This is a genomic window from Pseudomonas sp. WS 5410 (assembly GCF_012985645.1).
Classification (GTDB): domain Bacteria; phylum Pseudomonadota; class Gammaproteobacteria; order Pseudomonadales; family Pseudomonadaceae; genus Aquipseudomonas; species Aquipseudomonas shahriarae.
In genome coordinates this window covers 129,172-142,338 of sequence record NZ_JAAQWS010000014.1, presented here as the reverse complement: position 1 = coordinate 142,338, position 13,167 = coordinate 129,172, and the positions used below count along the sequence as shown (strand labels likewise).

Sequence of the window (13,167 nt, the reverse complement as noted above, 5' to 3'; positions counted from 1 at the left end):
TTGTCTCTAATGAGAAGTATTATCATACGCGCTTCCCGTCAGCTGCCAGTCCGGAAATCACCTCGATGGCCTCATCCTCTTCCTCCCACCGCGCTGTGGGTGAGCTCTACGCCCAGCATCACGGCTGGGTGGTGCAGTTGCTGCGGCGCAAGCTGGGTGGGCAGGAGCAGGCACTGGACCTGGCTCAGGATACCTTCGTGCGCATCCTCAGCAGTGGGCCCTTGCCGCTGTTGCGTGAGCCGCGGGCTTATCTCACCACGGTCGCCAGCCGCCTGTGCGGCCAGTATTTTCGCCGCCAGGCCCTGGAGCGTGCGTACGAACAATCCCTGTTGATCCTCGAGCCGGAACACGCGCCGTCGCCGGAGACCCGCTTGTTGGTACTTGAAGCACTGGATGCGGTCGGGCAGGTGCTGGACGGGCTGGGGAGCAAGGTGCGGGAGATTTTCCTGCTGTCGCAGTTGGACGGCCTGACTTATCCACAGATCGCCGAGCAACTGGGCCTGACCGTGAATGTTGTGCAAAAGGCCATGCTCAAGGCCTATCGGCATTGTTACCTGGCGGTGTACCAGGCATGACGATGTTCCAGCCAACCGACGATCAATTGTTGGATGAATACGTGCTGGACCAGGCGCTGATGTGGATGGTCACCCTGCAATCGGGCGTCAGCGGCACCGCCGAGCAACGCGCGTGTGCAGCCTGGCGCAATGCAAATCCCCAGCATGAACTGGCCTGGCAGCGCTTGACCGGCTTGAGCCGCGACCTGCGTAGCAGCACCGGTGCCCTGCCGGCGCCCGCCGCCCGCCAGTTGTTGCGGGCGCGCAGCCTGACCTCGCGGCGCACGCTGCTCAAGGGTTTCGCCGGCCTGGGGATTGCGGCGGCCATGGGCCTGGGTGTGCGCGAGCGCGTGGTGTTGCCGGAGTTGTTCAGTGACTACCGCACCACCACCGGCGAGCGGCGGCCCTTGCAGTTGGCCGGCGCTGGCGCGGTGCAACTGGACACCCAGACGGCGGTGGATGTGCGCGGCCCGCAATTGGCCCTGAACCAGGGTCGCTTGCTATTGGCGACGGCGGCGGACACCTTCGTCGGCGTCAAGACCGCCCATGGCTGGGTGCGGCCGGTGGCGCTGTCGCGGCTTATTATCAGCCAGGATCTGCCAGGCCAGCGCGGGACCCTGGTGCAAGTGCTCGCAGGCCATGTCTCGATCGAACCGCAGCAAGGTGGCCGGGTGTCGATCGGCGCCGGCCAGCAGTTGGCCTTCGACAGCCGCCAAAGCGGCCCGGCACAACCCCTTGCGCCCGCCGCCGATGCGTGGAGCCGTGGCTTGCTGATTGCCGAGCGCATGCCGCTGGCCCAGGTGGTCGATCAGCTCAACCGTTACCGGCGCGGGGTGTTGCGCTGTGACCCGGCGGTTGCCGGTCTGCAAGTCTCGGGTTCGTTCTCCCTCGACCGCCCGGATGCCAGCCTCGACCTGCTGGCCAAGGTGCTGCCGGTGCGCGTGCAGCGGGTCTTCGGCTACCTGGCGACGGTGGTGGCGGCCTAGGTAAAAAAATTTCCATGGGGCCGGCAGTATTTGCCATCTCGTGCATCAAGACAGGGAAGACGCTGAATAAGAGCGCCCCCAACCTTTCACCACAGGACAGTCTTTATGCACAGCCGCGTCACTCCGCTTGCCAGCGCCCTGCGCGCCATAATCGTTGGTTTAACTGTGGCAACGGCCAGCCACGGCGCCATGGCCGCCACTGCGCAACCGGCGACCGAACAGGCCTCGCGCCAGTCCTACGACATTGCTGCCGGCAGCCTGGATCGCGTGCTGGGTGCTTTCGGCAATCAGGCGGGCGTAATGATCGCCATCGATTCGGCGCTGGCCAAGGGTGTGCACAGCCAGGGCTTGCACGGCAGTTTTGCCCTGGCCGAGGGGCTTGAGCGCCTGCTGGCACCGCTGGGTCTGCAGGCCGAGTATGAGCAGGGCAGCTATCGCGTGGTGGCGCGGGCCGCCGCAGACGGGCAAGTGCAATTGCAGGCCACGCAGATCAGCGCCAACCAGTTGGGCTCGATCACCGAAGGCACTGGCTCCTACACCCCGGGCACCATTGCCACCGCCACGCGGATGGTGCTCACCCCACGGGAAACGCCGCAATCGATCTCGGTGGTCACGCGCCAGGTGATGGATGACTTCGGCCTCAATGCCATCGACGACGTGATGCGCCACACGCCCGGCATCACCGTGTCGACCTACGACACCGAGCGCACCAACTACTATTCCCGTGGTTTTTCCATCGTCAACTTCCAGTACGACGGCATTCCCACCCTGCGCGACGCCCAGTACTCGGCGGGGCAGACCCTGACCGACATGGCCCTGTATGACCGCGTCGAAGTGCTCAAGGGCGCCACCGGCCTGCTCACCGGCGCGGGCGGCCCGGGCGGTACCATCAACCTGATTCGCAAGAAGCCGACCTCGGAGTTCAAGAGCAGCATCGAACTGGGCGCCGGCTCCTGGGACAACTACCGCTCGCAGATCGACGTCAGCGGCCCGTTGACTGAAACCGGCAACGTGCGCGGCCGGGCCGTGGCGGCGTACCAGGATAAAAAATCGTTCCTCGACCACTATTCGCGTAAAACCGGCGTTTACTACGGCATCCTTGAATTCGACCTTGATCCCGACACCCTGCTGACCCTGGGTGCTGACTATCAGGACAGCGATCCGAAAGGCTCCAGCTGGACCGGTACGCGGACCATCTTCGATCCGGCCGGCAACAAACTGGACCTGCCGCGCTCGTTCAACAACGGGCCAAAGTGGAGCAGTTGGGAGCAGTACACCCGTACCCTGTTCGCCACCCTGGAACACACCTTCGACAATGGCTGGGTGACCAAGGGCCAGTACAACCATCAGATCAACGGCTACAACGCGCCCCTGGGCTACATCTCCCAGGACTCCCTGAGCGCCAGCTCCATCTTTGCGCGTAAATACACCGGCGAGACCACCAGTGACAGCGTCGATGTGTACGCGTCCGGGCCGTTTGAGTTGCTTGGCCGTGAGCATCAACTGGTGGTGGGCCAGTCGTTGTCCATCTCCAAATGGAAGGGCAAGGACTACGGCAGCGCGACCTATTTCGACAACTCCTACGACTTCTACAAGTGGCACGGCGAAGCCATTGAGCCGCTGTGGAACCAACCGACCAGGATCAACGACGAAACCACGCGCCAGACCGGCAGCTACATCACCGGGCGCTTCAGTCTGATGGATGACCTGCACTTGCTGCTGGGCACGCGCATCGCCAACTACCAGGTCACGGGCACCAGCGACACCCGGGAAAGCGGCAAGGTCGTGCCCTATGCCGGCCTGACCTACGACCTCAACGACAACTTCACGGCCTACGCCAGCTACACCGAAATCTTCCAGCCACAAACCCAGTATCGCGACCGTACGCGCACCATGCTTGATCCCAACGAAGGCAAGAACTACGAACTGGGCCTCAAGAGTGAGTTCTTCGACGGGCGCCTGAACGCCAGCCTGGCTTACTTCGAGGTCCACGAAAAAAACCGCCCGGTTGCTGATACGGCCTACAACTCCCAGCCGGGCGTGGACTACTCCTACATCGGCACTAAAACCGAGACCAAGGGCTACGAAGCGGAAATCTCCGGCGAACTGAGCCCCGGCTGGCAGCTACAGGCCGGCTACACCCACAAGATCGCCCGCGATGCCGACAAGAAAAAGGTCGCCACCTGGGAGCCGGAAGATCAACTGAGTTTCTACACCAGCTACAAACTCCAGGGCCGCCTGGACAAACTCACCCTGGGCGGTGGCGCGCGTTGGCAGGCTGCCGGTTGGCAAAACGTCAACAACCCCGGCACGCGCCAGAGCGAAAAATTCACCCAGGACCCGTACTGGCTGGTGGACCTGATGGCCCGTTATCAATTGACGGAAAACCTGTCGGCCACGCTCAACGTCAACAACCTGTTCGATAAGGCGTACTACACCAACATCGGCTTCTACGACTCGGCGTATTACGGCGATCCGCGCAATGTGATGGTGACTACGCGCTGGGATTTCTAGGCCGCAAACGTCCCTGAAAACACCCATTCAACCGGCCCGGTAAGCAGCACCGGGCCGGTGCCACGCCATTGCACCGTGACGCTGCCCCCATCACATTCAACCTCAACGCAATCGTCCAGCAGCCCCCGACGTATCCCATTGATCGCCGCACCACACGAGCACGAGCCAGACCCCAACGGCACGCCACCACCGCGCTCCCAAATGCGCAGCCGGATATGCCTGCGGTTGATGACTTTGACGAAATGCACATTCGTGCGCGCGGGAAACAGCGGGTTGGTTTCAATCAACGAGCCGACGGCCGCGATGTCAATGTTCGCCAGATCATCGACAAAATAGGTGCAGTGCGGATTACCCATGCTGCATGCGGTGGGCTCTCCGGCCAGTGGCAGCCGTAGGCTATCCAAGGCCGTGGCCAAGGGGATCTGCGACCAGCTGAGCAGCGGTTCGCCCATGCTCACGGTAATCGCGCCGCTGGTGGTTTGTTCGCAGGTCAGCAGGCCACGGTTGGTTCGCAGTATCACCGAGGTGCTGTTGGATTCGCGCATCAAGCGCTCGGCAACCCCTCGCGTGGCGCTGCCACAGGTATCCAGCGCAGAACCATCGGCATTCCAGAACACCACCCGCGCCTGTGCATCGTCGCAATCGAGCATCACCGCCAGTTGGTTGAAGCCAACCCCACGGTGGCGATCCCCCATGCGCTTGGCCAGGGCGCTGGTGATAGGGTTGGTGGCGTTGCGTGCGTCGACAACGACAAAATCATCGCCATTGGCGTGCATCTTGTGAAAGTTCAGCGGCATGGCGGAGTCCTGAGGTCATCGTGATTTGCACGCGGGTAGAGGCGTCAATTGTCGGCTTGCTCGACCAGCCAGTCGATCAGCGCCTTGAGCCGTCTGGGCAGGGTTTCGTGGGCGGGGTGGACCAGATAGTAGCCATAGTTGAACGCCTCCCTGAACCCGCCGAACGGCAGCACCAGTTCGCCATCTTGCACACGCTTGCGCACCAGTTGCTCGCGGCCAATGGCCACGCCCGCATGGTTGATCGCCGCGAGGGTGCTCAAGTCGGAGCGGTCAAAGGTCATGAAGCGGCTTGGCAGTTCGCTGCTGTCGCCCACGGCATCCAGCCATAAGCGCCATTCTGCATCAAATGAAATGTTGTCCCACGCCGCCACATCGTGCAGCACCGTGCACTGCACCAGGCGTTCCGGATGCCCGATCAAGCCATGGGCCTGGGCATATTGCGGGCTGCACACCGGGGCAATCCGCTCGGGCATCAGGCGCAGGCTTTCCAGGCCCGGATGCTCGCCGTTGGAGTAGCACAGCACTAGGTCGATGCGCCGGGTGCGGTAGTCGATCGGTTCGTTGCCGACCCGCACATCCAGTTGAATCCCGGGATAGCGTGCGGTGAAATCGGCCAGCCTGGGGACCAGCCAACATTGCGCGACGGAGGGCCGTGCGTAGAAGCACAGCTGGCCTTCGATCTGGCTGTCGGAGCGTTCTTGCACGGCCTCGGACAGGGTGTCCATGGTGTGCTGCATGACCTTGAAAATACGCTCGCCGTCATCAGTCAGGTCGACCTTGCGCGGCAAGCGATGGAACAGCTTGAGCGACAGTTCTTCTTCCAGGCGCGCTATGCGGTGACTGACCGCACTGGCGGTCAGGCACAGCTCGTCAGCGGCGCGGGCAAAGCTGAGGTGGCGGGCGGCGACCAGGAAGGTGTGCAGGTTGGACAGGTGGGCGCCGGTGAGCTTCGGCGCTTTGCCCAGGCCAAGTGCTGCCATGTGGGTGTCCCTCTTCGCGTCAACCGTCGGCGATCAACGATGGATTGTGGTTTGCAGAGCGCGCCCCTTATCCAGGTAGGTGGCGAACTCTTCGGCGGGAACCATGCTGCCGCCGGTGCCCCAGATCAAGTGCGTGGCGCTGGCCAACTGTGCCGCCGAGACGCCAATGCGCTGCAAATACTGCGCGTCCTTGAGCACCCGCACAATGCCTGGCGCGCCGGCCAGGGCCGAAGGTTCGAGTTTTACCCCTTCAAGGTCGTGGGCGAGGAACATCAGGCGGTAGAGTTCTTCGTCGGTGACGGTGTAGTAGCCATCGACCAGGCGCTGCATCGCCTTGCCGACGAAGCCGGAGGGGCGGCCCACTGCCAGGCCGTCAGCTGCGGTGACATTGTCGATGCCGAAGTCCTGCACGCTCACCTGGTCATGCAGCCCGGTATACACACCGAGCAGCATGCACGGCGAGTGGGTCGGTTCGGCAAACACACAGTGCACGGCATCGCCAAACGCCAGCTTCAAGCCAAACGCCACGCCACCAGGGCCGCCGCCGACACCACAGGGCAGATACACGAACAGCGGATGCTCGGCGTCCACCCGCACCCCGGCCACTTCAAATTGTCGGGCCAGGCGCTCGGCGGCCACGGCATAGCCAAGGAACAGGTGGGGCGAGTTTTCATCGTCGATGAAATAGCAGGCCGGATCGTTTTGCGCCTGTTGGCGGCCGTTTTCCACGGCAACGCTGTAGTCGGAGGCGTATTCCACCACCGTCACGCCGCTGGCGCGCAGTTTGTCCTTCTTCCATTGGCGCGCATCCGAGGACATGTGCACCGTCGCCTGGAAACCCAGCGTGGCGCTGATGATGCCGATGGACAGGCCAAGGTTGCCGGTGGAGCCCACGGCGATTTTGTACTGGCTGAAAAAACCCAGTGCGCGCTCGTCGGCCAAGGTTGCGTAGTTATCGTCGAGGGTAATCAAGCCTGCCTGCAGGGCCAGGTCTTCAGCGTGCTTGAGCACTTCATGAATACCGCCCCGGGCCTTGATCGAGCCGGAGATCGGCAAGTCGCAGTCTTTTTTCAGCCACAGCGCGCCGCAGTCGGGGAGGGCGGCTTCGCTCAACAGCGCGTGCTGCATGGCCTTCAGCGGCTGGATCGCGGACTCGATGATGCCACCCGCCGCCGCCGTCTCCGAGAACACCTTGGCGAGATAGGGCGCGAAGCGAAGCAGGCGCGCGCTGGCGTCTTGTACATCCTCCAGGGTCAGGCCGACATCCTCAAGCGCTACAGCGGCCGGGGCGATCGCGGGGTTGAACCAACTGAGCGGCTCAAGTGCGACCAATTGCTGGATGACGGGATGGCTTGCATACCAGGCGTCTAGGGTTTTGCCTTGAATCATGGGAACTGCCTTTGAAGTGGGGTTCATCACACAAACCGGGAAAGGATGAGGGTAAAGACCAGGGCTGCCACCGAGGCGAGCACGGTGGCGCCGGTGAATTTCTTGAGGGCTTCGGAGAGGGAAATCCCCAGGTACTCTTTTACGACCCAGAACGCCGAGTCGGTCACGTGGGTCCAGCCGATGGCGCCGGCACCGATGGCGATCACCAGGATCTCGGGGCTGTATTGTGGGTTCTGTCCGAGGATCGGCAGCACCATGCCGGCGGTGCTGATCATGGCCACGGTGGCCGAGCCCACGGCGAAGTGCATCAGCCCGGCGATCAACCACGCGAGGATGATCGGGTTGATGTTGGACTGGCCCAGCACGTCCGCCAGGACTTTGCCGATGCCGCTGCCGACCAGCATATCGTTGAACGCCCCGCCGGCGCCGATCACCAGCAGAATACCGGCCAGCGGCGGGAAGCAGCGGTGGGTTAGGTCGAGCAAATCGCTCATGCCCAGCCCACGGCGCAGGCCCAGGGACCAGTAGGCAAAGCAAATCGACAGCGCCAGGGCAATCAGCGGGTTACCTATGAAAGACACCCACTCAAACGCCATCGAGCCTTTGGCCAGCAAGGGGATGGCCAGGGTTTTGCCGACCATCAGCGCCAAGGGCAACAGCACGGTGATCATCGCAATCGCGAAACCGGGGGCCTGGCTGTCGTCGATGCTCCCCTCACCACGCTCAGCCAAAAACTGCGCCTGGTTGGCCGGGGCCTGCCGCGCACAGGTCAGCTTGACCCAGATCGGCCCGGCGATCACGGCAGTGGGCAAGCCGACGATCAGCCCGTACAAAATCACCTTGCCGATATCGGCATTGAGCATGCCGGTAATGGCCGTGGCGGCGGGGTGCGGCGGCAGGATGCAATGCACCACCATCAGCGAAGTCGCCAGCGGCACACCCAGGTACAACAGGTTAATCCGAGTCTGACGGGCAACCACATAAATCAGCGGGATCAGCAGCACAAATCCCACCTCGAAGAACACCGGAATCCCGGCGATAAAACCCACCAGCATCATCGCCCACGCGGCGTTCTGCTCACCCAGCAGCCGCAGCAGCGTGGTCGCAATGCGCTTGGCGCCGCCAGACTCCTCCAGCAACTTGCCGAGAATACTGCCCAACCCAATGATGCCGGCAAGAAACCCGAGCGTGCTGCCCATGCCCTTCTCAAATGCCGAGACAATCGCGGTGGGAGTCATGCTCGTGCCGACCCCCACCAGCAGGCTGGCGGCGATCAGGGCCAGGAACGGATGCACGCGGCATTTACCGATCAGCACGACAATCAACAGAATGGACGCGCCAAGGATCAATAGAGAAAAGGTCGGGGACATGGGTGGGTCTGCTCCAACGCAGTTATTGTTAGTTGTTTGCGATGGATTAGATTTCAGGCCTATGGCGGGGACAAACGATGATTCGTCAGGCGCTAGCTGACGCCTGTTCACTTATGGCCAGGGGCGGCCGATTGCATGACAATGCGCGGCGCCTGCGTAATTGTCAGGTCATTACAGGAGTTCGAACACTTGAAAGCATTATTGTTAACCGGATGTATTGCCCTGACCCTGACGGGTTGCACCTTCACCGGCGTCAATGAAATCGCGCCCGGCCAATACATGATCACCAGCCACGGCAGCATCTTTAACTCCCGCGAAGGCTTGCTGGAAAACATCAACCAGAAAGCCGCCAAGGCGTGTGATGGCAAGCCATACCATCTTGAAGGTGATACCGGGGCCAATATGGTAGTTGCTACACAGACGCACCTTGGCAGCACGCCAACGACTATTTTGGGGTTGAAGGCTGTTTGTGAAGAGCGCGCTCAGTAGGCTCGGCGACCCAGCGCATCACCTTCTCTAGATGACCCGTGTGCTCGTCCAGTTGCTCCCCGAGCACTACAAAACCTTGAGCTTCATAGAAGCGAATTGCAGGCGCATTTGCCGAGTACACCGTCAACTGAAGCGTCGACCTGGCCAGCATGACATCCGCGAGAAGCTGCCGGCCTATACCGCCCCCCTGACGCGCCGGCGCGACAAAAAGCGCCGCTAGCGTGTCGCCGTACACAGAGCAGAATCCTGCTACTGCACCATCGGCCTCAAACACCCGGGTGGTGGCGCTGGGGAGGTAGATGTCACGCATAGCTTCAAGCTGCTCATGCCAGAATGTTGAGGGTATGAAGTGATGGGCCTGGGTGGATGCGAGTAGCCAGATGTTTAGGACGGGGTCCAGGTCGGGGGTGTGGAAGTTGCGGATCATGGGGGCGGTCGATGGCTGAGGTGGGAGGGGGCTATTGTGGACTAACTGGGGGTGGCAGGCATGCTCAACCCGTTAATCCCGCAGCCTCTGAATTTGCCGTTGGCACAAGAAGGTCCAGTGCGCGCGTCACGAGTAACTCACCTAAGACACTCAATTGCTGGGTGGCCAAAAGCTTTTGGCGAAAAGCACCATCAAACTCGAAAGCCAGATCAGTAGTGAGCGCGTTCAGCGAGGCGAGGGTTTCGCAGGTCTGCACGAGTAGAGTTTCGGTATCAATATTCTGAGCGATGGTGAAAATTTCGGCTGCGCAATGGTCGAGCCTTGGCGGATTGGGGGTGATCTTTTTCATGAGTGAAGCTCCTACACTGGTAACGGGAGCTGCCATTCCCCTGCTGTCAAACAGGTTTGGGTGGCAGCTGTACGCAGGTTGACAGACCGGAAGTGTAGGAACCCGGCGCACCCGAAGATGCCCCACGCACAGCCGCCATGAGCAAGGCGGAATGCGCGAAGCATGCCGCTTAATCAAGGGGTGTGAAAGGTTACACTTTTCGGCCTGTCAAAGCCGGTTGCTGAAGAGCAGCAACCAGGGGAATTTATCGCTGTGTTGAAAGGGGCGCCAGTTCATCGACAGCGCGAAAGGTTGAAGGAAAAATCCGAAGTGCGCTGGGTGGTGGGCTCCAGGTCCAGAAACGACAAAGTTCGTGGTGGGTGGGGGTTGTTGATGATTTGTGTTTGGTGGGCCGGGGTAATCTGAATTGATTCTGTATCGTATTGATTTTTATTGATTATTTTCGGTTGGATTTTCTATTGGAATACCTTATGGAATACCATTCGCGAATCTTCTTAAATTCCTGCCTTTACGTCGACCAAAGTTCAATTCCACAGCTGTACTTCGGATTTCGCCTTTGAGTGGAACCAACGGCTACTGATAGCGATTGCTGGCGCTTGGTTCATTCCTTCACTCGCTCTGGCGAGTCGGCGCGTGCCTTATTGCTGTCGCGTACGGCAAATGCGCTCGTGCTCCAACTCCTCAAGATGTCGCTCGTATTGAGCTGATGGTTCGCGAATTGGCTGTGCAGAATCAAAGTTTCGACACGGATTAAATTGCAGAGGGGCTGGAGGGGATTTGGTGTCTCTGTACAGTGGTCGCGGAGCACACACCCGATAAGCCTATCGGATCTCTCAGATCAGGGATCCATTGATCGCGTCCGGCTTTACGACGGTCAAGGCTCAGGCTAAGGTGCTGGCATAAGGACATGATTTTCTAACATTTGTCCACGGAAGGTTCCTGATTAGCCGTAGTGAAACTACCGCCCTTCCTTTCCGACTTTGTTGTGCCCTAAAAAACGCGTGCCGAGCAAGGTGCTGTCATCGATCACCAACGGGATTGGCGATTGACGCATCAATGTGGGTGTTGCAGGCGTCCCGAACATCAAAAAAATGCTAAATTGAAGGCGGAAAGTATGGATTTTTCGACGCTGTTGCATCTATGGGGTGCAGCAAGCTCCGAGCAACTGATCGCGCCAATAACGGTAGTTGGCTTCGTTTTCATTTTGTGCGCTTGGTACTTTGTCCGTTATTTTTGTCCATCCTTCAAACTTAGCAGTCAGCTGAAAAAACTGACTAAACGTGTGCACGGTGTGAAAGCGCTCGCCCCGTCTCAACGGCGCTCTGAATTGGAGCGACTGTTCAATGGAAGCAAGCTGGAGCACTCCTGGCACGAGTACGCTGAAACGCTGCACGACCAGTTTGAGTTTCAAGAAGGCGAACAGGTTCTTGTCCGGTCGCGCGCCACCGCCGGAGCCGCGCATTTTTTCTCACCTCAAAGCGTGGTTGATACCCCGCTGGGAACCGAGTTTTATAAACACCTGCCTGGTATTTTGACCGGCATCGGTATTGTCGGCACCTTCTTCGGCTTGATGCTAGGCCTACAGCATTTTGATCCAAGCACCCCTGAGCAGGTAAATGCCAGCGTCGATAAGCTGCTCAAGGACGTGTTGTTTGCGTTCATCGGCTCCTTTATTTCAATCATGGCCTCTATAGCCGTCACGATTACTGAAAAGTGGCGTCTGGGCCAATGCTACAGGCTTCTTGAAGCGTTCAACGAAACCATCGACGGGCTTTTCGACAGTGGTGTCGGTGAGGAATATCTAGCGGAGCTTGTGCGCTCGAGTGCTGAAAGCTCCGTGCAAACCCGTCAGCTCAAGGACAGCCTGGTAACCGATCTGCGGGAAATGCTGCAGAACCTCGTTGATACCCAAGTCCGCGAAAGCCTCAAATTAGCGGATACCTTGTCTACGACTTACCGTGACTCTGGGCAGTTGTTGGCCGATCAGGTAAGCAGTGCGATTGAGAACAGTCTCAAATCCCCCCTTGAAGCTATCGCGGGTGCGGTTCAGGCCGCCAGTGGCGACCAGTCAGGGCAAGTACAGAACCTTCTTCAGGATGTTCTAGTTGCCTTCATGAACAAGCTGGAAGGTACGTTCGGCCAACAGTTCAACGGTCTACACGAACTGATGGGTCAGTCCGTTGCCGCCATGCAGTCGATGCAGCAAGGCTTTTCGACGCTGATCCAAGATATGCGTTCGGCTAGCGAGTCCTCGACCCAAAACAGCTCGACTATGATCGCTCAGTTACTCTCCGATATGCAGGCCGGACAGAACGCCATGCAAGCGGGGATGAACGAGATGCTCGCCAATCTCCAGGCTTCGGTTGCCCGTATCGGCAACGAAGGGGAGGGGGCAGGTGCTCGAATGGCCGAGCAGTTGGAGAAGTTGTTTGCTCAAAGCGAGGCTCGCCAACAGGCAATGGCTGAGAATCTCCAGGCTTTTGTTGAGTCGATCAAGCAGAACATCGGCCAAGGTCAACAGGAAACCATGGCGAAAATTGCGGGCTCCGTTGAGGTGCTGGGTGAGCAACTCTCGGCAGTCTTCAAGCAATTGGAGCACGGCCAGCAGCAGATGGATCAAACCACCCGCGCTGCACAGGCTGACCTGCATCAAGGCACCCGCGACCTGGTGGGCGGCCTTGACGAGCAGGTCAAGGCGTTGCTGCAAACAGTGTCAGAGCAACAGAAGTCTGCACAGGACACCGTTAAGGCGTTGAGTGCCCAAACAGAGCAGCATTTGCAAAGCATGCAGCTAGGCGCAGACAAGATGCGGGCGGCGGCTGAGCGGTTCGAAACGGCCGGACAAAGCGTTGCGCGAGCCAGTGAGTCGACTGCGGGGCTGATGGGCACAGTCCAGGGCGCAGGTACTGAGCTTGCACAAGCATCACGTGAGTTGAACACCGTGGTCGCGGACTATCGAAACAATCGTGAAGCGCTGGCGAAAACTCTCGCGGTCATCGAAGGGGTTGTCGCAAGTGCACAAGGGGAGGCCAGCGGCCGCAGCCAGTATCTCCAGGACCTGAAGGTTCAAAGCGAGCGGATGCAGGCGCTTAACCGTGAAGTTTATGAATACCTGGAAAACATCAGTGGTGTGTTGGGTAACGGCTTTAAAGAGTTCGGTGATGGCATGGATCGGACCTTGAGACAAACGCTGGGTAGTCTGGATGCCGAGCTAGATAAAGCAGTCAAGAGCCTCGCTGGCGGTGTAGAAGGGGTCAAGGAAAGTCTCGAAGACTTCGGCGACATCATGGAACGAATCAGGCAGTAACGGAG

Annotated in this window: 11 protein-coding genes; 5 read left to right on the top strand and 6 right to left on the bottom strand. The window is 59.8% G+C overall.

Annotation, left to right across the window (positions count from 1 at the left end; translation table 11 throughout):
* Positions 1-65 precede the first annotated feature (65 nt).
* The 3 genes from HBO24_RS20185 to HBO24_RS20175 all read left to right on the top strand — a co-directional run bounded on the left by HBO24_RS20185 (position 66) and on the right by HBO24_RS20175 (position 4,054).
* Positions 66-575, top strand: a complete 510-nt coding sequence (locus tag HBO24_RS20185; protein WP_057440199.1) for a sigma-70 family RNA polymerase sigma factor — start codon at positions 66-68, stop codon at positions 573-575.
* Positions 572-1,540 carry a DUF4880 domain-containing protein gene (locus HBO24_RS20180; protein WP_170060173.1) on the top strand — a complete coding sequence of 323 codons (969 nt, stop codon included), beginning with the start codon at positions 572-574 and terminating at the stop codon, positions 1,538-1,540. Before HBO24_RS20185 ends, HBO24_RS20180 begins: the two co-directional genes overlap by 4 nt.
* A 105-nt stretch (positions 1,541-1,645) precedes the next feature.
* On the top strand, positions 1,646-4,054 hold the full coding sequence (locus tag HBO24_RS20175) for a TonB-dependent siderophore receptor (RefSeq protein ID WP_170060172.1): 2,409 nt from the start codon (positions 1,646-1,648) through the stop codon (positions 4,052-4,054).
* On the opposite strand, the gene dapF is transcribed toward HBO24_RS20175, so the two are convergent.
* The 4 genes from dapF to HBO24_RS20155 are packed head-to-tail and all read right to left on the bottom strand — an operon-like array spanning position 4,051 to position 8,590.
* Positions 4,051-4,851 (bottom strand): diaminopimelate epimerase, encoded by an 801-nt coding sequence (gene dapF, locus HBO24_RS20170; protein WP_170060171.1) that lies wholly within the window; start codon positions 4,849-4,851, stop codon positions 4,051-4,053. The two genes, HBO24_RS20175 and dapF, sit on opposite strands and share 4 nt — an antisense overlap.
* A gap of 44 nt (positions 4,852-4,895) precedes the next feature.
* A complete protein-coding gene (gene dsdC / locus HBO24_RS20165) occupies positions 4,896-5,831 on the bottom strand; it encodes a DNA-binding transcriptional regulator DsdC (RefSeq protein WP_170060170.1) in 936 nt (311 codons plus the stop codon).
* Positions 5,832-5,864: 33 nt separating this feature from the next.
* On the bottom strand, positions 5,865-7,220 hold the full coding sequence (locus tag HBO24_RS20160; protein WP_170060169.1) for a D-serine ammonia-lyase: 1,356 nt from the start codon (positions 7,218-7,220) through the stop codon (positions 5,865-5,867).
* A 26-nt stretch (positions 7,221-7,246) separates the two neighbouring features.
* On the bottom strand, positions 7,247-8,590 hold the full coding sequence (locus tag HBO24_RS20155) for a gluconate:H+ symporter (RefSeq protein ID WP_170060168.1): 1,344 nt from the start codon (positions 8,588-8,590) through the stop codon (positions 7,247-7,249).
* A gap of 189 nt (positions 8,591-8,779) precedes the next feature.
* Between HBO24_RS20155 and HBO24_RS20150 the strand changes: the two genes are divergently transcribed.
* Positions 8,780-9,079, top strand: a complete 300-nt coding sequence (locus HBO24_RS20150) for a hypothetical protein (protein WP_115127356.1) — start codon at positions 8,780-8,782, stop codon at positions 9,077-9,079.
* Here the strand turns inward: HBO24_RS20150 and HBO24_RS20145 are convergent.
* Entirely contained in the window at positions 9,036-9,506 is a 471-nt protein-coding gene (locus HBO24_RS20145) for an N-acetyltransferase (protein ID WP_115127357.1), read from the bottom strand. The genes HBO24_RS20150 and HBO24_RS20145 overlap by 44 nt on opposite strands.
* 64 nt (positions 9,507-9,570) lie before the next feature.
* On the bottom strand, positions 9,571-9,855 hold the full coding sequence (locus HBO24_RS20140) for a DUF6124 family protein (protein ID WP_170060167.1): 285 nt from the start codon (positions 9,853-9,855) through the stop codon (positions 9,571-9,573).
* A 1,114-nt stretch (positions 9,856-10,969) separates the two neighbouring features.
* On the opposite strand from HBO24_RS20140, the gene zorA1 reads away from it, so the two are divergent.
* Entirely contained in the window at positions 10,970-13,162 is a 2,193-nt protein-coding gene (zorA1, locus tag HBO24_RS20135) for a type I Zorya anti-phage system protein ZorA1 (RefSeq protein WP_056741004.1), read from the top strand.
* Positions 13,163-13,167: the final 5 nt, after the last annotated feature.

Coding starts and splice junctions, on each gene's coding strand:
- HBO24_RS20185 (WP_057440199.1), top strand. CDS start 66: ATGGCCTCATCCTCTTCCTCCCACCGCGCTGTGGGTGAGCTCTACGCC.
- HBO24_RS20180 (WP_170060173.1), top strand. CDS start 572: ATGACGATGTTCCAGCCAACCGACGATCAATTGTTGGATGAATACGTG.
- HBO24_RS20175 (WP_170060172.1), top strand. CDS start 1,646: ATGCACAGCCGCGTCACTCCGCTTGCCAGCGCCCTGCGCGCCATAATC.
- dapF (WP_170060171.1), bottom strand. CDS start 4,851: ATGCCGCTGAACTTTCACAAGATGCACGCCAATGGCGATGATTTTGTC.
- dsdC (WP_170060170.1), bottom strand. CDS start 5,831: ATGGCAGCACTTGGCCTGGGCAAAGCGCCGAAGCTCACCGGCGCCCAC.
- HBO24_RS20160 (WP_170060169.1), bottom strand. CDS start 7,220: ATGATTCAAGGCAAAACCCTAGACGCCTGGTATGCAAGCCATCCCGTC.
- HBO24_RS20155 (WP_170060168.1), bottom strand. CDS start 8,590: ATGTCCCCGACCTTTTCTCTATTGATCCTTGGCGCGTCCATTCTGTTG.
- HBO24_RS20145 (WP_115127357.1), bottom strand. CDS start 9,506: ATGATCCGCAACTTCCACACCCCCGACCTGGACCCCGTCCTAAACATC.
- HBO24_RS20140 (WP_170060167.1), bottom strand. CDS start 9,855: ATGAAAAAGATCACCCCCAATCCGCCAAGGCTCGACCATTGCGCAGCC.
- zorA1 (WP_056741004.1), top strand. CDS start 10,970: ATGGATTTTTCGACGCTGTTGCATCTATGGGGTGCAGCAAGCTCCGAG.